Genomic DNA, 21,148 nt, shown 5'->3' on the forward strand with positions numbered 1-21,148 from the left:
AGGGGTTCGATCCAGCCGTACTCCTAGGCGGGAGGCGTATCTGGGCCTATCTCATCGCGTAGCCATGGACCTGCCGACCCCGACTCCGCCGACATCCGAGCCCACGACCGATCACCGCTGGACCGAAGCGGACCGGCTCGCGAAACTGCGCGGATTAGGGATTCTCGATACCCCTGCCGAGGCGGCCTACGACGACCTCGTGCGGGTCGCGGCTCATGTCTGCGCCGCGCCGGTCGCCCTTGTCAGCTTCGTCGACGAGGCCCGACAGTGGTTCAAGGCCGAGGTCGGCCTCGGCTGCGCCGAGATGCCCATCGACCAGTCCGTCTGCGCGCACGCCATCCAGGCGGGAGACATGCTCGTGATTCCGGACCTCGGCTCCGACAGGCGGACGGCCGAGAACCCCATCGTCGCGGGCGACCCGAAATTCCGGTTCTATGCCGGCGCCGTGATCCGCATCGATGACGGTCTGCCGCTGGGCACTCTCTGCGTCCTCGATACGGCGCCGCGTCCGGAGGGGCTGACTCAGGCGCAGGGGGCGACCCTGCGCACCCTGGCCCGGCAGATCGCGACCCTGCTGGAGCACCGGCGCACCCTGGCGCAGGTCGCCGAGCGCGAGGCCGAACTCGCCGCGAGCGAGCGCCGCTTCCGCGTCATGACCTCGGCCATGCCCCAGATGGTGTGGACCACCCTTCCGGATGGGTTCCACGACTATTACAACGATCGCTGGTACGCGTTCACCGGCGTGCCCTACGGTTCCACCGACGGCGAGGGCTGGAACGGGATGTTCCACCCGGCCGACCAGGACGCCGCCTGGGCTCGCTGGCGGCATTCGCTGGCCACCGGCGAGCCCTACGAGATCGAGTACCGCCTGCGTCATCACACCGGCGTCTATCGCTGGACGCTCGGGCGGGCCATGCCGATCCGCGACGCGGAGGGGCGGATCGAGCGCTGGTTCGGCACCTGCACCGACATCGAGGATCTGAAGCAGGCCGAGACGGAGGCGCGCAAGCTCGCCGCCATCGTCGAGACCTCGAAGGATTTCATCGGGCTGGCCGCGCAGGACGGCCGGATCAGCCACCTCAACGAGGCGGCCCTGGCGCTGCTCGGGCTGCCGGACCTCGCCGCCGCGCGGGCCTTGCGGATCGCGGACTTCTTCACCCCCGAGAGCCGCAGCGTCCTCGACGACGTGGTGATGCCGGCGGTCGGCCGAGACGGCTGGTGGGAGGGCGAATTGACCTTCCGTCATTTCGGCACCGGCGAGCCGATCACGGTACTCTACAACATCTTCCCCGTCCGCGACGCCACGGGCTCGCAGGTCGGCTACGCCACGGTGACCCGCGACCTGCGCGAGGCCAAGCGCTCCGAGGAAGCCCGCGACCTCCTGATCCGGGAACTGTCGCACCGCATCAAGAACATCTTCGCGGTGGTCGGCGGCCTCGCCGCGCTCACGGCCCGAAGCGATCCCGCGGCCCGACCCTTCGCCACCGCCTTCCGCGAGCGGCTCGGCGCCCTGGCGCACGCCCACGAATACGTCCGCCCGCATTCGCCGGAGAGCGCCCCGGCCGTCCTCGGCCAGACCGTGCTCGGCCTGATGCAGCTCATCATGGCGGCCTATGTCGAGGACGGCCGGGCGCGTGTGGCGATCACCGGCGACGACGCGCAGATCGGCGAGCGCACGGCGACCGCGCTCGCCCTCATCATGCACGAGCAGGCCACGAACGCGGTCAAGTACGGGGGGCTTTCGACGGAGCGGGGCAGCGTCACCCTCACCGGCCGCAGCACGGACGGGACCTATTCCCTGACCTGGGCGGAGGCGGGCGGGCCCGCGGTTACGGTGCGCCCAACCCGGAAGGGGTTCGGGACGGTGCTGGCCGAGCGCAGCGTCGCCGGGCAACTCGACGGCGTGCTGGAACACGATTGGGCGCCCGGCGGGCTGGTGATGCGCCTCGACGTGCCGCTCGCCAACCTGCGGTTCTGAGATTCCGCCTCCCGGCCAGGGTACAGGGCGGCGCTACCGCCTCGTGGTGCTCGACTTCGACGGCACGCTCGCCGACAGCTTCGGCTGGTTCTGCGGCGTGTTGAAAGGGGTCGCCGACCGCTACCGCTTCCGCCGGGTCGAGGCCGTCGAGACCGACGCGCTCCGTGCGCTGGGCGCCCGCGAGATCATGCGCCGTCTTGGCGTTCCCGCCTGGAAGCTGCCCTTCATCGCCCGCCACATGCATGGGCTCGCCGCCCGCGACATCGCGACCCTGCGCCTGTTTCCCGGCATCGACCGGATGCTGGCGGACCTCTGCGCGACGGGCGTTCCCTTGGCGCTCCTCAGCTCCAACACGGAGGCCAACGTGCGCCAGGTGCTCGGATCGGAGAACAGCGCCTACTTCACGAACTTCGCCTGTGGCGCGTCGGTGTTCGGCAAGGCGCGGCGCCTGCGCGGACTGCTCGCCCGGCAGGGGATCGCGCCGGCGGACGCGCTCTGCATCGGGGACGAGATCCGTGACCTGGAAGCCGCGCGGGCGGTGGGGTGCGCGTTCGGCGCCGTCGCCTGGGGATACACCCGCGCCGATGCGCTGGCCGCTGCGGGGTCGGATTTCATGTTCGCTCACCCGCGCGACATCCCGCCGGTCCTGTCGCGACCGGCGGTCCGGTAATGCCGCAGCCTTACTGGCCGCGGTTGGCGCCGGGGACGACGCTGGTGCCCCGGCCGCTGCCGAAGGGCTCGTAGCGGGTCAGGCCGCGGAAGAGCTGGCTGATGAAGGCGCGATCCTGGCCGCTCGTCGGCGTGGTGCGCTGGATGAAGTCGAACACGCGCCCGTCCTGGAGGCCGTAGAGCGCCACCCGCTCCACCTTGAAGCCGGCGTTAAAATACACCGCCGTGACCTTCTGGTCCTCGACCTGCTCGCCGAGGAACAAGACGGTGCGGCTGGTGTTCTGGGAGATGTAGTACCAGGACTTGTTGCCGACCGTGGAGACGGTGGACGGCGTGCCCAGCGTCTGGAGCACCTGCTCCGCACTCATGCCGGGCTTCACCGTGGCGAGCGCCGCCTGGTCGATCTGATAGCCGTGGCGGAGTTCCTCGCCGATGCAGCCGGAGAGGCCGGTGCCGACGAGGCCGAGCAGGGCGAGGCGCGCGAAAGACGAGACGAGACGGCGCGACATCGGCCCCCCATTGATCTTGCTGATGGATGCAGTCCACCCGGCCGCCCGTGAGAAACCGGGCTGCAGGGTGCTTGCACCTTGACCGTGGGTTGCCGTACCGCGGGGTTATGGCTTTGACAAGGCAAGCGTGGCCACACCCCCCAGGCATCGTCCGGCCGTCCCGGTTCCCGGTCTCGCGCGGCCGTGGTGCACGGGCGCGGGGCACCGGAGGAGCGCCTGCCGGCGTAGCCGCATCGGCGCCTCCAGAGGCAGGGTGGACCTTATGATCGGGCGTTTCTTCCGGCGCGAGGACGAGCGGCGGCGCTCCATCGAGGCGCTGCACCTGCGCATCAACGAGGCCGCGCGCCGGCCGGGCCTCTACACCCGGCTCGGGGTGCCCGACACCGTCGAGGGGCGCTTCGAGTGCCTCAGCCTCCACGTCATCCTGGTGCTGCGCCGGCTCGACCACCTGTCCGCACCGGCCGACGACGTGGCCCAGGACCTCGTCAACGCGGTCTTCCTGCAGCTCGACGCCTCCTTGCGTGAACTCGGGGTCGGCGACGTGGCCGTGGGCAAGCGCATGAAGAAGCTCGGAAGCGCCTTCTACGGGCGGGCGGCCGGGTATGCCACCGCCCTCGATGCGGGCGACGTGGCGGCACTTCGGCAGGCGCTGGCGCGCAACGTCCTGGGGCGGGACGAGCCGGAGACCGCCGCTGGCCTCGCCGCCTACGTGCGGGCGGCGGATTCGGCCCTGGCCCGGGTCGACCTCGACGCGATCCTGAAGGCCGGGCCGAGCCTGCCGGCTCCGGACGGCTTCGGAGAGCAGCCATGAGACCGACCGGGACATCCCCAATGACATCCTCCAAGACCCCCGACGATCGTATCGGCCCTCTCTCGCGCTCCGTGAACGTCGAGCGGCTGCCGCAAGGGCGCGGCGCGGTCACCGTCGAGGCGAGCCCGGCCGAGTGCGCGGCGCTGGCCGCGGATTTCCGCATCCCCGCGATCCGCGACCTCGTCGGGCGCTTCGCGGTCGAGGGACCGACGAGCCGGCTGCGCGTCACCGGCCGTGTGGAGGCCGTGGTGACCCAGGTCTGCACGGTGAGCCTGGAGCCCTTCGAGAGCAGGGTGGACGAGGCCGTCGACGAGGTCTTCACCGACACCGACCAACGCGCGGGCACCGACGCGGAGGAGGCCGACATACCCGACCCGATCGTCGGCGGCCGGATCGATTTCGGCCGGCTGACCGCCGAGTTCCTGGCCCTCGGCCTCGATCCCTATCCGCGCAAGCCCGGCGTGAGCTTCGAGCCGGTGCAGGCGGGCCCCGACATCACGCCCTTCGACGCCCTGCGCGGCCTGACCCGCGACGGGGAATGAGACCGCATCCGCTTGATCGAAGCGGACGCGGTCTCACCGAGCCCGCGCGGCGCTTGAGCGAAGCCGAAATCCGCATCGCGAAGCGACCAACCGGATTTCGGATGAGATCGGGCTGAAACCGGCGGCCGGTCGAATTCGTTTGCCCGGTCGGGTGGGATGACTATGTTCCGCCGCGCCGGCCGCCCCGTCGAACCCCGACGACAGGCCGCCCGTCCGGAGCCGCGACAGCCAAGACATGTCCCAACGCGTGTGCATCTCGCTCGACGCCATGGGTGGCGACCACGGGCCGTCCACCGTCGTGCCCGGTGCGGCCCTGGCCCGCGAGCGCCATCCCGAGATGACCTTCCTGATGTTCGGCGACGAGGCCGTGGTCGCCCCCCTCGTCGCGGCCGAGCCTCGCCTCAAGGGCGCGGTCGAGGTCCGCCACACCACCGTTTCCATCGCCATGGACGACAAGCCGAGCCAAGCGGTGCGCCAGGGGCGGGGCAAGTCCTCGATGTGGCAGGCGATCCAGGCCGTGCGCGACGGGCAGGCGGATGCCGCGGTCTCGGCCGGCAACACCGGCGCGTTGATGGCGATGTCGAAGATCTGCCTCAAGACCATGGCGGGGATCGAGCGCCCGGCCATCGCCTGCCTCTGGCCGACCGTGCGCGGCGAGAGCGTGGTGCTCGACGTCGGCGCCACCATCGGCACGGATGCCGAGCACCTCGTCGAGATGGCGGTGATGGGGGCGGCCATGGCCCGCATCGTGTTCGACCTCGACCGGCCGACCGTGGGGCTCCTCAACGTCGGCACGGAGGAGATGAAGGGCAACGAGGCGGTGAAGGAGGCCGCGCGCCTGCTGCGCGAGGCCGACCTCGCCAACTTTTCCTATCACGGCTTCGTCGAGGGTACGGATCTCGGCCGCGGCACCACCGACGTGGTGGTGACGGAAGGCTTCACCGGCAACATCGCCCTGAAGACCGCCGAGGGCACCGCCAAGCAGATCGGCTCCTACCTGCGCTCGGCCATGACCCGCACCCTTTCGGCCAAGATCGGCGCACTGTTCGCACGCCAGGCGTTCCAGGCCCTCAAGGACAAGATGAATCCGAGCCGGGCCAACGGCGGCGTCTTCCTCGGGCTGGAGGGCATCGTCATCAAGAGCCACGGCTCCGAGAACGCGCAGGGCTTCGCCGCCGCGGTCGATCTCGCCCACGACATGGCGCGCCACGACCTCATGCGCACGATCCGCGACATGCTGGACCAGACGCCGGCCCTGGCGCCGGCCTGAGGACGGGAGGCGGCCGACGCCGCCGTGACGAAGCAGGAGCGTGCGGATGCGCGGCGAGACGCCGCCGGATCCGTAGCGGTCCGGGAAGGAATACGATGTCAGCCCTGCGTTCCGTCGTCGTCGGCACCGGATCGAGCCTGCCCGCCCGCGTGGTGACGAACGCCGACCTGGCCGAACGGGTCGACACCTCGGACGACTGGATCGTCCAGCGGACCGGCATCCGCCAGCGCCACCTCGCGGACGACGGCGAGACCACCTCCGTCCTCGGCACCCGCGCGGCGCGTGCCGCCCTCGACGATGCGGGGCTGGCCCCCGAGGACATCGACCTCGTGATCTGCGCGACCTCGACGCCGGACCACACCTTCCCCTCCACCGCGACCCAGATCCAGGCGGGGCTCGGGATGCACCGGGGCGCGGCCTTCGACCTGCAGGCGGTCTGCGCCGGCTTCGTCTTCGCGGTGACGACCGCCGACAAGTTCCTGGTCACCGGCGCGGCGCGGCGTGCCTTGGTCGTCGGAGCCGAGACCTTCTCGCGGATCGTCGACTGGGAGGACCGCACCACCTGCGTCCTGTTCGGCGACGGGGCCGGTGCCATCGTGCTCGAAGCCCGCGACGGAGAAGCCGGCTCGGCCGGGCGCGGCGTGCTGGCCTCCAGCCTGCGCTCGGACGGACGCCACCGGGATAAACTCTACGTCGACGGCGGGCCGGGTTCGACCGGCACCACGGGACACCTGCGCATGGAAGGCAAGGAGGTGTTCCGCTTCGCGGTCGGCTCCGTCGCCGACGTGATCGCCGATGCCTTCGCCCGCTCCGGCACCACGGCCGAGGATCTGGACTGGTTCGTGCCCCACCAAGCCAATCGCCGCATCATCGAGGCGTCGGCCGACAAGCTCGGAATACCCCGCGAGAAGATCGTGCTGACGGTCGACCGGCACGGCAACACCTCGGCCGCCTCTATCCCCCTGGCGCTGGACGTGGCCCGCAAGGACGGGCGCATCCGCGAGGGCGACCTCGTGATGATCGAGGCGATCGGCGGCGGGTTCGCCTGGGGAGCCGCCCTGATCCGGTGGTAGGGAGCCCGCCTCGGACAGGTGCAGGAGCACCGTTTTAGACTTAACCGTGGGTTGCGCGCGGTTGACCCCGGCATAGGGGCAGATTAGCGTGCCGGATCATAGAGATACGGCTCAACGAAGAATCTCGCGAAGGGGGCGACGGCATGACAGGCAAGACGGTGACACGCGCCGATCTGAGCGAGGCCGTGTATCAGCAGGTCGGCCTCTCACGCACCGAATCCGCAGCCCTGGTCGAGACCGTCCTGTCCGAGATTTGCGCCTGCCTCGCCGAGGGCGAGACCGTGAAGCTGTCTTCCTTCGGGTCTTTCGTGGTGCGCAGCAAGGGCAAGCGCGTCGGGCGCAACCCCAAGACCGGCGTGGAGGTGGCGATCGAGCCGCGCCAAGTCATGGTGTTCAAGCCCTCGAACGTGCTGAAGGCCCGGATCAACGGCCTCAACGGTGCCGACCACGACGCCGACGATTGAGGCGCGCCGTCCCCGTCCCCGACCCCAGGAAGAGCTGAGGACCGCCCATGTCGCTCGCAGCCGTCGCTCCGGACACGGGCGAGAAGCGTGCCGGCGCGTTCCGGACGATCAGCGAGGTGGCCGAGGATCTCGACGTGCCCCAGCACGTCCTGCGGTTCTGGGAGACGCGCTTTTCCCAGATCCGGCCCCTGAAGCGGGCGGGCGGGCGGCGCTACTACCGTCCGGACGACGTGGACCTCGTCGCCGGCATCCGGCACCTGCTGCACGTCCAGCGCTACACGATCGAAGGGGCGCAGCGCGTCCTCAAGGAGAATGGCCTGCGCTTCGTCCAGGCGGTGGGCCGGGGCGAGGCGGTCGCGGCCGCGCCACCGCTCCAGGAGGCGGAAGCCGCCATCGACGCAACGGGCCGGGCCGGGCTCCAGGCCGCCCTGAACGAGCTTCACGCCTGCCGGGCCATGCTCGCCGCCCTGCGCGCGCCGCCGGAACCGCCGGGAGACTGAAGGCCGTACTCCGGATCTTGCGGCCAAGCCGTTGGCCGCGCTCCGTCTTTCGAGCCCTGGTCGGATCGGCGATCGAACCTTGTGGGGGGTGACGGCGTTGGTCGCCGCATGGCCGCGTCCCGCCCCAGACTGTCGCCGACCCAGGAACTGATCGGCCGCGTCATGCGGATCGTCCGGACCTGCCCGGAGGCCGCGTCCGAGGTGCTGGAACTGATGTTCCTGGTCAGCCAGATCGAGGCCTCGACCACCGTCGACCGGGAGTATCGCGACGCCCGCCGGGTGATCAGCCGTCTGCGCAACCCTTTATGGGAGATGGGACCGGGCGACCGCGACGCGCTGCTCGCGGCCGCGGAGACGATCCGCAGGGTCTGCCGCCTCGACGAGGCCGACATCCCGCATACGCCGATCTCCGACGCGGGGGAGCGGCAGCGCGTCGAGCGCCGCCTCGCCGCCGCCCTCGCGGGCGAGTTCGATGCCGGCCAGATCGCCCGCGTCACCGGCGTCGTCGCCGCCGTGCTTCAGGATTAGGCAGCGGACCCTCGACGGGCGGCGGGCGCGTTCCCACATCGTGCCGGCAGGCGAGCGGCCCGAGGAGGCTCGCTCCCGCCGGCCCCGGCCGCGCCAACGACCCTGGAGATCCGCCCATGAGTGCCGTCCGCCCGTTCGCCGCGATCCTCGCAGGAAGCCTGCTCCTGGCCGCGCCGGCCCTGGTTGTCGGGCCCGCCCTGGCCGAGACCACGATCACCAAGAGCGAGACCGTGGCCAGCGGCAAGACCGTGCGGCTCGCCATCGCGCCCAACCTCAAGAAGGACTGCAACGCCGGGCCGATGCCGGAATTCAAGGTCTCGGGCGCGCCCAAGAACGGTTCCGTCATCACCAAGGTCGGCAAGGTGAAGACGCCGGCAAGTTATCGGTGTCCGAACAAGGAGGCCGCGGTCCAGGCGCTGTTCTATCAGCCCAAGGCCGGCTTCACCGGCGCGGACGAGGTGACGTTCGAGATCAAAAACGCCGACGGTCAAGTCCAGACCCAGAACATCAAGATCACGGTCGGCGCGGCGTCGCCCAAGAAGCCCGAAGATGCCAAGAAAGAGAGCACGGATCTCTAGTTTTAGGCAGAGGTAGACTTTTGTTGCACGATTTTTCACCTCAGTAGACGGTTTCCGTGGGCGTTCAGTGCCCGCGGGGACTTGAGGAGTGCCGAAGTTTCGCCGCACACCTGTTGCAAGCATCACACTCCGCGGCGATGCGTGTTCCGCACTGCGACAAAAGCGGGCCTGTCGGTTGCATCCGAGGCGGGACAGGATGAAGCTGTCCACGGTCTGAGAGGGTTATCGAATGCCGATGCATGCGACCAACGACCTTTTCCAGAGCTTCGCCCGCGGCTACGAAGCGCGCCGCGACACGGAGATGACGCTCTCCGAGTATCTCGAGGCCTGCCGCGACGAGCCGCTGATGTACGCCTCGGCCGCTGAGCGCATCCTCGACGCGATCGGCAAGCCGGAATTCGTGGACACCGCCAAGGATGCGCGCCAGGGCCGCATCTTCATGAACCGGACGATCCGGACCTACCCGGCCTTCGCCGAGTTCTTCGGCATGGAGGAGACGATCGAGCGGATCGTGTCCTTCTTCCGTCACGCGGCGCAGGGTTTGGAAGAGCGCAAGCAGATCCTCTACCTGCTCGGGCCCGTGGGCGGCGGCAAGTCGTCGCTGGCCGAGCGCCTCAAGGCGCTGATGGAGGTGCACCCGATCTACGTGCTCAAGGCCGGCAACGAGGTCTCTCCCGTCTTCGAGAGCCCGCTCGGCCTGTTCGACCCCGAAATCATGGGGGCCGAGATCCAGAGCCGCTACGGCATCCCCCGCCGCCGCCTCACCGGCCTGATGAGCCCCTGGGCCCTCAAGCGGCTGGACGAGTTCAACGGCGACATCTCGCAGTTCAAGGTCATCAAGGTCCGGCCCTCGCGCCTGCGCCAGATCGGCGTGGCCAAGACCGAGCCCGGCGACGAGAACAACCAGGACATCTCCAGCCTCGTCGGCAAGGTCGACATCCGCCGGCTCGAGACCCTCTCGCAGGCGGACCCGGATGCGTATTCCTACTCGGGTGGGCTGAACCGGGCGAACCAGGGCATCCTCGAGTTCGTCGAGATGTTCAAGGCACCGATCAAGATGCTGCATCCGCTGCTCACGGCGACGCAGGAAGGCAACTACGTCGGCACCGAGAACATCGGCTCGATCCCCTTCACCGGCGTGATCCTGGCCCACTCGAACGAGTCCGAGTGGCAGACCTTCAAGACCAACAAGAACAACGAAGCCTTCATCGACCGCATCTACGTCATCAAGGTGCCCTACTGCCTGCGCGTGCAGGAGGAGCAGCACATCTACGAGAAGCTGATCTCGGGCTCGGAACTGTCGGACGCGGCCTGCGCGCCCGGCACCCTGGAGATGCTGTCGCGCTTCTCCGTGCTGTCGCGGCTGCGCGAGCACGCCAACTCCAACGCCTTCTCGAAGATGCGCGTCTACGACGGCGAGTCCCTGCGCGAGGTCGATCCCCGCGCCCGCTCGATGCAGGAGTACAAGGACACGGCCGGCGTCGACGAGGGCATGGACGGGATCTCGACCCGCTTCGCCTTCAAGGTGCTCGCCGCGACCTTCAACCACGACACCACCGAGGTCTCTGCCGACCCGGTCCACCTGATGTACGTCCTGGAGCAGGCGTTGCGCCGTGAGCAGCTCCCGCCCGAGACCGAGAAGCGCTACATCGAGTTCATCAAGACCGAACTCGCGCCCCGCTACGCCGAGTTCATCGGCCACGAGATCCAGAAGGCCTACCTCGAATCCTACCACGATTACGGCCAGAACCTGTTCGACCGCTACATCGACTACGCGGACGCCTGGATCGAGGACCAGGACTTCAAGGACTCGGAGACGGGCCAGCTCCTCAACCGCGAGCTTCTCAACCAGGAACTCACCAAGATCGAGAAGCCGGCCGGCATCGCCAACCCGAAGGATTTCCGCAACGAGGTGGTGAAGTTCGCCCTGCGCTCGCGGGCGCAGCATGGCGGGCGCAACCCCTCGTGGACATCCTACGAGAAGCTGCGCGAAGTCATCGAGCGGCGGATGTTCTCCCAGGTCGAGGAGTTGCTGCCCGTCATCTCCTTCGGCTCGAAGAAGGACGGCGACACCGAGAAGAAGCACGGCGAGTTCGTCGATCGCATGACCGCGCGCGGCTATACCGAGCGGCAGGTCCGCCGTCTCGTCGAGTGGTACATGCGGGTGAAGCAGGCGGGCTGAGCGCCCCCGCGGGGGCGCCCGACACCCGCCACACTTTCGGACGGCCGGCCGGTCTAGCGTCACCGGCCGGGACTTGCGGGCGGGGATCTGGTCACCGAATGCACATCGTCGACCGTCGACTGAATCCCGGAGGTAAGAGCCTCCCCAACCGGCAGCGCTTCCTGCGGCGGGTCAAGGACGTGGCCCAGCGCGCCGTGCGCGAATCCGCCCGCGAGAAGGATATCAAGGACCTCGGCAAGGACGGGCGCGTCACCGTGCCCGCCGACGGGGTGCGCGAGCCGCGCTTCTCCCGGCAATCGGGCACCGGCCTCCAGGACCACATCCTGCCGGGCAACAAGACCTACGTGGAGGGCGACCGCATCGAGCGGCCGTCCGGTGGTGGGGGCGGCCGGGGCTCCGGCGAAGGGGGCGAGGGCGGCGAGAACAGCGAGGACGCCTTCCGTTTCGTGCTCACCCGCGAGGAGTTCCTCGAACTCTTCCTGGAGGACCTCGAACTGCCGGACCTCGCCAAGCGGCGGCTGGCCATCGTCGAGACGGAGGGACTGCGCCGGGCCGGCTACACGGTGACGGGTTCGCCCGCCAACCTCGCCCTGACCCGGACCCTGCGCAACTCGATGTCCCGGCGCATCGCCCTGAAGCGTCCCAAGCCCGACGAGGTCGCCGCGCTGGAGGCCCGCATCGCGTCCCTGCGCGAGGGCGACCCGGACCTGCCGGACCTCACGCTCTCTCTCCAGATGCTGCGGGAGCGGACCCGGCGCATCCCCTACGTCGATCCGATCGACCTGCGCTACCGCCGCTTCGAGCCCTATCCGCGGCCCGTGGCCCAGGCGGTGATGTTCTGCCTGATGGACGTGTCCGGCTCGATGACCGAGCACATGAAGGACCTCGCCAAGCGGTTCTACATCCTGCTCCACATCTTCCTGACCCGCCGCTACCGGCACGTGGAGATCGTCTTCATCCGCCACACCGACCGGGCCACCGAGGTGGACGAGGAGACCTTCTTCGGCTCCCGCGAGACCGGCGGCACCCTTGTCTCGTCGGCGCTGGTGGAGATGAAGCGCGTCATCGCCGAGCGCTACGCGCCCGACGACTGGAACATCTACGCCGCCCAGGCGTCGGACGGCGACAACGTCTCCTCGGACGGCCCGACCTCGACGGAGCTGCTGCGGGCCCACATCCTGCCGGCCTGCCAGCACTTCGCCTATCTCGAGGTCGGCGACGAGAACGGGCCGCGCGCCGGCTTCGTCGAGCACCGCACCACCCTGTGGCGCACCTACGAGGCCATCGCCAAGGCCGGCGGCCCGATCGCGATGCGCAAGGTGAACCACCGCCGCGAGATCTACCCGGTCTTCCGCGAACTGTTCGGCCGCAAGGACGCGCGGGCGGAGGCAGAGGCTTGATAAGGAGCGGCGCGACGTTTCCCGCCCCCCTCTGCGGGGGAGGGTACCCTGCGCAGCAGGCGGGGAGAGGGGAGCGCCGCATCCGGACCGGGCGTTCCCCGCTCCCGACCCCTCCTCGCGGATGGGCCACCCTCCCCAGCAGAGGGGGGAGGGAGGAGGCACGCAGCGGATGCGGCCGAGACTATTCGATCGATCGGGAGGCCGCATGACGCTCGTCAAGCCCAAGACGCCCCAGACGATCTCCGGCGGCGCAAAACCCCTGTTCACCGGCAACGACTGGGACTTCGATACCATTCGGCGCATCCACGACGCCTGCGAGGTCGAGGCCGGCGCCCTCGGCCTGTCCTGGTATCCCAACCAGATCGAAATCATCACGGCCGAGCAGATGCTCGACGCCTACGCCTCGATCGGCATGCCGCTGTTCTACAAGCACTGGTCCTTCGGCAAGCACTTCGCCCAGCACGAGGCGGGCTATCGCCGCGGCCTGATGGGGCTGGCCTACGAGATCGTCATCAACTCCGATCCGTGCATCTCCTACGTGATGGAGGAGAACACGGCGACGATGCAGACGCTGGTGATCGCCCACGCCGCCTTCGGCCACAACCACTTCTTCAAGAACAATTATCTGTTCAAGCAGTGGACCGACGCGGAGGGGATTCTCGATTACCTCGACTTCGCCAAGGGCTTCATCACCCGCTGCGAGGAGCGCTACGGGCATCAGGCCGTGGAGCAGGTGCTGGATGCCGCCCACGCCCTGATGAGCCAGGGGGTGCATCGCTATCCCCGCAAGAAGCGGCCCGACCTCGCCTCGGAGCAGCGCCGCGAGCGCGAGCGCATCGAGCACGGCGAGCAGATCTACAACGACCTCTGGCGCACCCTTCCGTCCAAGACCGGCGCGGTCCGCGCCGACCTCGCCGCCGAGCGCCGGCGGGCGCTGCTCGAACTGCCGCAGGAGAACATCCTCTACTTCCTGGAGAAGGTCGCACCGCGCCTGCGCCCCTGGCAGCGGGAGATCCTGCGCATCGTGCGCCTAGTGGCGCAGTACTTCTATCCCCAGCGCCAGACCAAGGTGATGAACGAGGGCTGCGCTACCTATACCCACTACCGGATCATGAATGCGCTCTCCGAGAAGGGCCTGATCGGCGAGGCGGCCTATCTCGAATTCCTGCAATCCCACACCAACGTCATCCGCCAGCCGAACTACGACGAGCGCGGCTACGGCGGCCACAACCCCTACGCCATCGGCTTCGCGATGATGCAGGACATCGCCCGCATCGTGGAGAACCCGACCGCGGAGGACCACCAGTGGTTCCCCGAGATCGCGGGGACGGGCGACGCCATGGGGACGCTGCGCGACATCTGGGCGAACTACCGGGACGAGAGCTTCATCGCCCAGTTCCTCTCGCCGAAGCTGATGCGGGAGATGCGCCTGTTCCACGTGGTGGACGACCCCGACGAGTCGGAACTGCGGGTCGAGGCGATCCACGACGAGCGCGGCTACCGGAAGATGCGCCGCTCCTTCGCCCGGCAGTACGACGTGGCCTGGCTCGATCCCGACATCGAGGTGGTTGACGTGGATCTGGAAGGCGACCGCCGCCTGATCCTGCATCACAAGGCCCTCAACCGGATCACCCTGCAGAAGGACGACGCCAAGCGGGTGCTCCAGCACCTCGCCGACCTGTGGGGTTACGACGTGGTGCTGAAGGAGGTCGAACCCGCCACCGGCACCGTCGTCGGCGAGCACCACGCCAGCGCCCGCCCGATTTTTTTCTGACTGTCCGTCACCCTTGCCCGATGCCGCCGGTCGTGCTGCAAGGCGCCCCATGAGCGCGCCCACGATCATGACCTTCGCCGAGACCCGGGACTTCCTCGACCGGGAATTTCCACAGATGCACGCGGGCGGCCGGGCCTATCACCTGGAGGCGGTCGGCCCGCTCTCCGCGCGGATGCGGCTGGAGGGCCAGGAGTGCTTCCTGCGGCCGGGCGGCACCGTCTCCGGTCCGGCCATGATGGCCCTGGCCGATTACGCCCTCTACGCGGCGATCCTGGCCAATATCGGCCCGGTGGCGCTCGCCGTGACGACGAACCTCGGCTTCAACTTCCTGCGCAAGCCCGGCACGCAGGATCTGTTCGCCGAAGCGCGCCTGCTCAAGCTCGGGCGCCGGTTGGCGGTGGGCGAGGTGTCGATCACCGCAAGCGGGTCGGACGACCTCGTCTGTCACGCCACGGGGACCTACTCGATCCCGCCGCGCTGATTCCGGGCCTCGATGAGGATGCCTCATCGCGGCCCGGCCCCGCGACCGCGGGCGGCGGTCGTCCGCCGGACCTCATAGGTCATGACCTATGAGACTTGGTGAAAGACCGGCCTACAGCCCGCGCGCCTCGGCGAGCCGCGCGGCGTAGCGGGCGATCAGGTCGACCTCCAGGTTCAGGCTATCGCCCGCGCGCCGCTCGCCCCAGGTCGTGACCTGCAGGGTGTGCGGGATCAGCAGGACGGAGAACAGGTCTCCGGCCACGCCGTTCACGGTCAGGGAGGTGCCGTCGAGGCAGACCGAGCCCTTCTCTGCAATGAAGCGGGCGAGCGGGCCGGGCGCCCGCAGGGTGAAACGCTCGCTCGGCCCCCAGGCGCCTTCGGTCACGCTCTCGCGGGACACGATCTCGGCCAGGCCGTCGACGTGGCCGGTGACGAGATGGCCGCCGAGTTCGTCGCCGATCCGCAGGGAGCGCTCCAGGTTGATCCGCGTCCCCGCCCGCCAAAGCCCGACCGTGGTGCGCGCCAGCGTCTCGGCGGCTGCGTCGACCGAGAAGACGCAGCCCCCCTCGGCCGGCTCCACCGCCACCGCGGTGAGGCAGGGACCGGAACAGGCGATCGAGGCGCCGAGCGCGATGCCGGACGGATCGTAGGAGGCGCGGATCGTGAGGCGGCGCAGGTTCGTCTCCCCCGAGACGATCAGGACCGTGCCGACATCGCTGACCAGACCAGTGAACATCGCTAGACGGGACTCCGTTCGTAGGTGACGGCGTGGTCGGGCCCGAGCGCCAGGGTCTCGGCCTCGCGAAACCCTGCGCCGGCAAGACGCGCCGCCAGATGGGGCCCGACCGCCGGCAGGCCGCCGCGGCCCCCGAGTTCGGCCGGGCCGGTGATCAGGGTGCAGGCATCGATCAGATCGGCCTCGGCCAGCGCGTCGGCAAGGCGGGGGCCGCCCTCGCTGCACACCCGCGTCAGGCCCCGTGCGCCGAGCATCGCCAGGGCCGCGTTCAGGTCGATCCGCCCGGACGCGCCGCGCCCGACGCGCACCACCTCGACGCCCAGCGATTCCAGCATGCGCTTGGCATGGGCCGGCGCACCCTGGCTCGTGACCACAAGGGTCGGCACGTCGTGGGCGCCGCGCACGAGCACGCTCGACGGCTGGAGCCGCAGGTGCGTGTCGAACACGATCCGTAAGGTGCGGCGCTCGGACAGGCCGGTCAGGCGCACGGTCAGCGACGGGTCGTCGGCGCGGGCCGTGCCGATGCCGACCATGATCGCGTCGGCATGCGAGCGCCAGAGATGCACGGCGCCGTCCGCGACCGGCCCTGTGATCCGCAGCCGCTCGTTGCCCGAGGCGGCTGCGAAGCCGTCGCGGGTGCAGGCGAGCTTGAGGTGGACCGTCGGCCGCCCCCGCGTCACCCGCGTGACGTGGCCGGCATGGTCGCGGGCGGCCTGCTCCCGCAGGAGCCCGGTCTCGACCGCGATGCCGGCCTGCCGCAGCAGGGCGTGGCCGCGGCCGGCGACCCGCGGGTCCGGGTCCTCAATGCCCGTCACCACCCGCGCGATGCCGGCGGCGACGATCGCCTCGGTACAGGGAGGCGTGCGGCCGTGATGCGAGCAGGGCTCCAGGGTGACGTAGAGGGTGGCGCCGCGTGCGGCCGCCCCGGCCTCGGCGAGCGCCAGGGTTTCCCCGTGCGGCCGTCCTCCCGGCGCAGTGGCGGCCTGCCCCACGATCCGCTCGCTGCCGGGCTCGCCCGCCACGACGACGGCGCCGACCGAAGGGTTCGGCCACGTCCGTCCGAGGTTGCGGCGCCCCAGCGCCAGGGCGAGGCGCATGAAGCGCGCGTCCGGCGCACTCATGGGCGCGCCCGCGCCGGGCGGCGGCCCGGTGGCCCGGCGGCCTCCTCCGGCGGGAGGGGACTCGCCTCGCCCAGGGTGCCGAGCAGGTCCTCGAAGTCCTTGGCCTCGCGAAAATTCTTGTAGACGGAGGCGAAGCGCACGTAGGCCACGTCGTCGAGGCCTTTGAGCCCCTCCATCACCAGTTCGCCGATCGCCTCGGACTGGATCTCGGCCTCGCCCCCGCTCTCAAGCTGCCGGGTGATGCCGCTGACCAGGCGCTCGATCCGCTCCGGCTCCACCGGGCGCTTGCGCAAGGCCACGTCGATGGAGCGCTGGAGCTTGTCCCGGTCGAAGGGCACGCGCTTGCCCGAGCGCTTGAGCACCACGAGTTCGCGCAACTGCACCCGCTCGAAGGTGGTGAAGCGCCCAGCGCAATCGGGGCAGACCCGGCGGCGGCGGATCGCGGCGGCGTCCTCGCTCGGGCGCGAGTCCTTCACCTGCGTCTCCGAGCCGCCGCAATAGGGACACCGCATCGGGCGGACTTTCCGTGTCGGGATACGGGAACGGCCGCGGATCAGCGAGGACCCGCGGCCGTTCCGTAACGTGGTGCGGCGTGGCCCGGAAGGACAGCGCCCTCCGGGCAGGTGTGCGTCAGCCGTAGATCGGGAAGCGGTCGGTCAGAGCATGGACCTTCTGCTTGACCGCGGCCTCGACCTCGGGATCGCCCGCCTCGCCCTTGGCGGCGAGCCCGTCGAGCACCTCGACGATGAAGCCGCCGATCTGCTTGAACTCGGCCACGCCGAAGCCGCGGGAGGTGCCGGCCGGCGTGCCCAGGCGGATGCCCGAGGTGACGGTGGGCTTGGCCGGATCGAAGGGCACGCCGTTCTTGTTGCAGGTGATGTCGGCCCGCGACAGGGCGGCCTCGGCCGCCTTGCCGGTGAGGCCCTTCCGCTGGAGGTCCACCAGCATCAGGTGGTTGTCGGTGCCGCCCGAGGTGATGTCGTAGCCCCCCGACATCAGGGTGTCGGCCAGCGCCTTGGCGTTCTCGATCACCTGGCGGGCGTAGATCTTGAACTCGGGCTTCAGGGCCTCGCCGAAGGCAACCGCCTTGCCGGCGATGACGTGCATGAGCGGGCCGCCCTGGAGGCCGGGGAAGATCGCCGAGTTGAACTTCTTGGCCAGCGCCTCGTCGTTGGTGAGGATCATGCCGCCGCGGGGGCCGCGCAGGGTCTTGTGCGTGGTGGTGGTGGCGACATGTGCGTGCGGGAACGGCGAGGGATGGACGCCGGCCGCCACGAGGCCCGCGAAGTGGGCCATGTCCACGAAGAAGATGGCGCCGACCGCGTCCGCGATCTCACGGAACTTGGCGAAGTCCCAGTGGCGCGGATAGCCCGAGCCGCCGGCGATGATCACCTTGGGCTTGTGCTCGTGGGCCAGCGCCTCGACCTGCTCCATGTCGATGCGCTGGTCGTCCCGGCGCACGGTGTAGGAGACCGGCTTGAACCACTTGCCCGAGACGTTCGGGGGCGCGCCGTGGGTGAGATGGCCGCCGGCGGCGAGGTCGAGGCCCATGAAGGTGTCGCCCGGCTGCATCAGGGCCATGAACACGCCCTGGTTCGCCTGGGAGCCGGAATTCGGCTGCACGTTGGCGAAGCCGCAGCCGAACAGGCGCTTGGCGCGCTCGATGGCAAGGTTCTCGGCGATGTCCACGAACTGGCAGCCGCCGTAGTAGCGCCGGCCCGGATAGCCTTCCGCGTACTTGTTGGTCAGCACCGAGCCCTGCGCCTCCAGCACGGCGCGCGAGACGATGTTCTCGGAGGCGATCAGCTCGATCTCGTGCTGCTGGCGGCCGAGTTCCTGCCCGATGGCCTTGGCGATCTCGGGATCGGTCTCGGAGAGGGGCGCGGCGAAGAACGCGTTCGAAGCGGTGTTGTCGGCAGCGGTACCGGCGCTCATGGATGGCCTCGTTTGTCGTTGCGGGCGGATCGGCCCCTCGTCCGTCGGCGTGCACGGGCGGGCCTTCGAAGGCCGATTTCTACACGCCGCGATGCATTCGGCCAAGCACAGTCGATTTTGTCTTGGCGTTCAGAAAAATTGACGCGGCCGGGTGCGGGTATGGGAAGAAGCCGCCACGCGCCTGTCCGGAAGGGGGCGGCGTTTGATCCGCATGCACGAAGCACCGGTTCAAAAAAGGAACGACGCCGCCTAGGCTTCGGTATTGACCCGGACGTTCCGATCATCGAGATTCATGTGAGTTGATTTATAGAGTTTGGATCGAAGAGTTATACCAGGCTTTTGAATTTTTTATCCTTAAGATGACAATCAATTAAGAAATTGAAGATGTGAATGGATGCTTACGCGCTCTGTAATCAGCCGATCCCTTCGATGGCAGAATGGCAGGATTCCATTGACGGATTAAGCTTCGGCTTGACGCTTCGTCCGAGCCGAAGCATCGCGGACCTGAGCAGGTACTTGCCCGAGGACTGGCGCGACCACGAGGCCGGGTTCTAATGCGCACCGTTCCCAGCAAACGAACTCGGCGAGACGAGCTATGAGGAGATCGATTTCCGCCGTCCCTGGTCTCATGTCTATGCGTTCCATTACGGGACCCTGGCCGCCTGTATTGGCGCCTGGATCGCGCTGGCTGCCTGCGCCAAGCTGACGCGCGGCATGGCATACGATCCCCAGCAAGGGTTATCGCTCACGGCCGATGAGGCGGTACGCCATGCCAGGGACGGAGCGGCCAGCTTCGACCGCATCGCGGCACACCTGAAGGGCTTGGCCGGCGAACCACATCGAGGCGCGTGCCCTTCAGACCGAGAGGTTGGTCTCGACCAGGACGGTCTCGGTCTCGAACTCGGCCGCGTGCCAGGCCTCGGCGGGGAAATGGAACACGCTGCCCGCCGCGAACGGGGCGCGGCCCTGCTCGGTCTCCAGCGTGCCGGAGCCGGAGATCACCTGCACGAACTGCTCGTGCGCGTGGCTGTGGCGCGGCGCCGAGGTGCCGGCGGGCACGACGATCCGTACGAGGTTCGCAGCCCCGCCCGCGATCGTGCGCTTGGCGACCCCGTTCGCGGCCACGCTCTCGCTGCACGCGTCCCAGGCGAGCAGGTGTCTCGTCATGATTGGTATCCATGGATCGATGGGCCGATGGCGCAGGAGATGCGGCAGGGATTGCGCCGGTCAACCCACGATTCCGCGTCCTCCGAGGCCGCCGGTCACGGCCAGACCTTGATCGCCACCGGGCGCCGGACGAGGTCGCGGTCGGAGGTGATGCTGCAGCCCTCCGTGCGCAGCGTCGCGTAGGTCAGGATTGCGGCATCGCCCGCATCGTCGAAATTGCGGCCGAGGGCTGCCGGATCGAGCAGGGAGGGATAGGCGATCAGCCCCTGGGGCGCGGCGCAAGGGTCGTCGTAGAGAGTCGGGCCGGCGAGCAGCAGCCGCGGCCTGTCCCAGACGAGGAGATCGCGCGAGGTCGACCAGTAGAAGCCCGATTGCGGGAACGCGCCGCCGGCCTTGGCCATGAACACGGCGATGAAGGCCCCGCTCCCCCGGTGCCGCACCACCGCGCCGACCGGGGTGGGGAAGGGCGCCACCGGCTTGCAGGTGTCGGGCAGCTTGACTTGCGTCCGGTACGGATCGGGGAAGGCGGCGGTGAAGCCGGTGCCGGTCCAGGCGCGCCAGCTCGCCGGGTCCGAGGGCTTGTCGCTGCGAAACAGGCAGACCCCGGCCTCCTGGTCGCTCCCCGGCCGGTCCCAGCCGGTGGTCGAGGCCAGGACATAGCGCCAGCGCCCGTCGGCGACGATGTTGGAGGGGTTGAAGAAGCCCCGGTGCCGGCCCTGCTCCACCTCCTGCCGGAAGGGCGCCCCGGCCACCACCGCCGGCGGGTTCGTCCGCAGGAAGCTGCGCCCACCATCCGTCGAGGCGGCGGCAGTGAGCGTATTGTACCAGCACTCCATGTAGACCGTCGAGCGGCAGCGGCCCGGATGCTCGTTGGCCTGGTACTCGTGGTGCAGCAGCGCCGCCACCGCCTTGCCGTCCTCCGTCCAGGTCGCGGTGATCCAGGAGCGATCGTCGTAGAGCGCCGGGTCGGACTTTTCCCCTGAATCGAGCACGATTCCGCAATCGAGCTTGAGGTGGTCGAGGTCCGGGCCGCGCAACGCCCGGTTGCGGTAATGCATCCCGAAGACGGCGACCGCGCCCGAGGCGTCCCGAAACGCGCGGGCCGAGGCGTCGGGCACGTCGGCCCCGTCGCAGGCGTCGCGCCCGGCCTTGAACACCAGCGTCGGCGGCCCGACGAGCGTCAGGCTCGACAGGGGCGGCTCGGGGGCGGCCAGCGCCGGCAGGCTCAGCCCGAAGACGAGAAGGAGGGGAAGGGTACAGTGGAGCGGCATCGGACGACCGGCGGGTGCGTCCGGGCCGCGCCTGGACAAACAGGGCGAGATTCTGTTGAGAACCGTTACAGAGTGCTTTCCCGGCCCTGCCGGGCGAGGCGCCGCTCCACAGGCACGAAAGCCGTCCATGCTGATCCTGATCCTCGGCCTCGTCCTGTTC

Annotated in this window: 21 protein-coding genes; 14 read left to right on the forward strand and 7 right to left on the reverse strand. The window is 69.3% G+C overall.

Annotated elements, in window-relative coordinates; translation table 11 throughout:
- The first annotated feature begins 64 nt into the window (after positions 1–64).
- Together COGEMETH_RS07570 and COGEMETH_RS07575 are read left to right on the forward strand one after the other, a co-directional pair.
- Complete coding sequence (locus COGEMETH_RS07570; protein WP_238181996.1) at positions 65–1,978, forward strand: PAS domain S-box protein; 1,914 nt, start codon at positions 65–67, stop codon at positions 1,976–1,978.
- Positions 1,979–2,021: 43 nt separating this feature from the next.
- On the forward strand, positions 2,022–2,648 hold the full coding sequence (locus COGEMETH_RS07575; RefSeq protein WP_306421731.1) for an HAD hydrolase-like protein: 627 nt from the start codon (positions 2,022–2,024) through the stop codon (positions 2,646–2,648).
- 10 nt (positions 2,649–2,658) lie between these two features.
- Here COGEMETH_RS07575 and COGEMETH_RS07580 read toward each other — a convergent pair whose 3' ends face one another.
- The gene (locus COGEMETH_RS07580) at positions 2,659–3,156 is read right to left on the reverse strand and encodes an outer membrane protein assembly factor BamE (protein WP_238181997.1); all 498 of its coding nucleotides are present in this window, start codon (positions 3,154–3,156) and stop codon (positions 2,659–2,661) included.
- 262 nt (positions 3,157–3,418) lie between these two features.
- On the opposite strand from COGEMETH_RS07580, the gene COGEMETH_RS07585 reads away from it, so the two are divergent.
- The 12 genes from COGEMETH_RS07585 (at position 3,419) to COGEMETH_RS07640 (ending at position 14,759) form a co-directional block, all read left to right on the forward strand.
- A complete protein-coding gene (locus tag COGEMETH_RS07585; protein ID WP_238181998.1) occupies positions 3,419–3,967 on the forward strand; it encodes a ubiquinol-cytochrome C chaperone family protein in 549 nt (182 codons plus the stop codon).
- Between the two features lie 20 nt (positions 3,968–3,987).
- On the forward strand, positions 3,988–4,509 hold the full coding sequence (locus COGEMETH_RS07590) for a YceD family protein (RefSeq protein WP_238181999.1): 522 nt from the start codon (positions 3,988–3,990) through the stop codon (positions 4,507–4,509).
- Positions 4,510–4,744: 235 nt separating this feature from the next.
- Positions 4,745–5,779: a phosphate acyltransferase PlsX gene (plsX, locus tag COGEMETH_RS07595; protein WP_238182000.1), complete on the forward strand. Its 1,035-nt coding sequence runs from the start codon at positions 4,745–4,747 to the stop codon at positions 5,777–5,779.
- 95 nt (positions 5,780–5,874) lie between these two features.
- A complete protein-coding gene (locus COGEMETH_RS07600; RefSeq protein WP_238182001.1) occupies positions 5,875–6,852 on the forward strand; it encodes a beta-ketoacyl-ACP synthase III in 978 nt (325 codons plus the stop codon).
- A 143-nt stretch (positions 6,853–6,995) separates the two neighbouring features.
- Entirely contained in the window at positions 6,996–7,316 is a 321-nt protein-coding gene (locus COGEMETH_RS07605) for an integration host factor subunit alpha (RefSeq protein ID WP_238182002.1), read from the forward strand.
- Positions 7,317–7,363: 47 nt separating this feature from the next.
- Positions 7,364–7,816, forward strand: a complete 453-nt coding sequence (locus tag COGEMETH_RS07610; protein WP_238182003.1) for a MerR family transcriptional regulator — start codon at positions 7,364–7,366, stop codon at positions 7,814–7,816.
- 108 nt (positions 7,817–7,924) lie between these two features.
- Positions 7,925–8,344, forward strand: coding sequence for a hypothetical protein (locus COGEMETH_RS07615; RefSeq protein WP_238182004.1), 420 nt, complete (start codon positions 7,925–7,927; stop codon positions 8,342–8,344).
- 116 nt (positions 8,345–8,460) lie between these two features.
- Entirely contained in the window at positions 8,461–8,922 is a 462-nt protein-coding gene (locus COGEMETH_RS07620; RefSeq protein WP_238182005.1) for an Ig-like domain-containing protein, read from the forward strand.
- A 229-nt stretch (positions 8,923–9,151) separates the two neighbouring features.
- Positions 9,152–11,104 carry a PrkA family serine protein kinase gene (locus tag COGEMETH_RS07625; protein ID WP_238182006.1) on the forward strand — a complete coding sequence of 651 codons (1,953 nt, stop codon included), beginning with the start codon at positions 9,152–9,154 and terminating at the stop codon, positions 11,102–11,104.
- 98 nt (positions 11,105–11,202) lie between these two features.
- Positions 11,203–12,504, forward strand: a complete 1,302-nt coding sequence (locus tag COGEMETH_RS07630; RefSeq protein ID WP_238182007.1) for a YeaH/YhbH family protein — start codon at positions 11,203–11,205, stop codon at positions 12,502–12,504.
- Positions 12,505–12,709: 205 nt separating this feature from the next.
- The gene (locus COGEMETH_RS07635) at positions 12,710–14,278 is read left to right on the forward strand and encodes a SpoVR family protein (RefSeq protein ID WP_238182008.1); all 1,569 of its coding nucleotides are present in this window, start codon (positions 12,710–12,712) and stop codon (positions 14,276–14,278) included.
- A 49-nt stretch (positions 14,279–14,327) separates the two neighbouring features.
- Positions 14,328–14,759, forward strand: coding sequence for a PaaI family thioesterase (locus COGEMETH_RS07640; protein ID WP_238182009.1), 432 nt, complete (start codon positions 14,328–14,330; stop codon positions 14,757–14,759).
- Between the two features lie 111 nt (positions 14,760–14,870).
- Here the strand turns inward: COGEMETH_RS07640 and COGEMETH_RS07645 are convergent, their stop codons facing one another.
- The 6 genes from COGEMETH_RS07645 to COGEMETH_RS07670 all read right to left on the reverse strand — a co-directional run bounded on the left by COGEMETH_RS07645 (position 14,871) and on the right by COGEMETH_RS07670 (position 20,988).
- Positions 14,871–15,494 (reverse strand): riboflavin synthase, encoded by a 624-nt coding sequence (locus COGEMETH_RS07645; protein WP_238182010.1) that lies wholly within the window; start codon positions 15,492–15,494, stop codon positions 14,871–14,873.
- A 2-nt stretch (positions 15,495–15,496) separates the two neighbouring features.
- Positions 15,497–16,615: a bifunctional diaminohydroxyphosphoribosylaminopyrimidine deaminase/5-amino-6-(5-phosphoribosylamino)uracil reductase RibD gene (ribD, locus tag COGEMETH_RS07650; protein WP_238182011.1), complete on the reverse strand. Its 1,119-nt coding sequence runs from the start codon at positions 16,613–16,615 to the stop codon at positions 15,497–15,499.
- The gene (nrdR, locus tag COGEMETH_RS07655) at positions 16,612–17,127 is read right to left on the reverse strand and encodes a transcriptional regulator NrdR (protein WP_238182012.1); all 516 of its coding nucleotides are present in this window, start codon (positions 17,125–17,127) and stop codon (positions 16,612–16,614) included. Before nrdR ends, ribD begins: the two co-directional genes overlap by 4 nt.
- Before the next feature lie 118 nt (positions 17,128–17,245).
- Positions 17,246–18,550, reverse strand: coding sequence for a serine hydroxymethyltransferase (glyA, locus tag COGEMETH_RS07660; protein ID WP_238182013.1), 1,305 nt, complete (start codon positions 18,548–18,550; stop codon positions 17,246–17,248).
- A gap of 855 nt (positions 18,551–19,405) precedes the next feature.
- Positions 19,406–19,717 carry a cupin domain-containing protein gene (locus tag COGEMETH_RS07665; RefSeq protein WP_238182014.1) on the reverse strand — a complete coding sequence of 104 codons (312 nt, stop codon included), beginning with the start codon at positions 19,715–19,717 and terminating at the stop codon, positions 19,406–19,408.
- A 95-nt stretch (positions 19,718–19,812) separates the two neighbouring features.
- Complete coding sequence (locus tag COGEMETH_RS07670; protein ID WP_238182015.1) at positions 19,813–20,988, reverse strand: hypothetical protein; 1,176 nt, start codon at positions 20,986–20,988, stop codon at positions 19,813–19,815.
- Between the last annotated feature and the right edge of the window lie 160 nt (positions 20,989–21,148).

The organism is Methylobacterium trifolii, assembly GCF_022179685.1.
Lineage (GTDB): Bacteria > Pseudomonadota > Alphaproteobacteria > Rhizobiales > Beijerinckiaceae > Methylobacterium > Methylobacterium trifolii.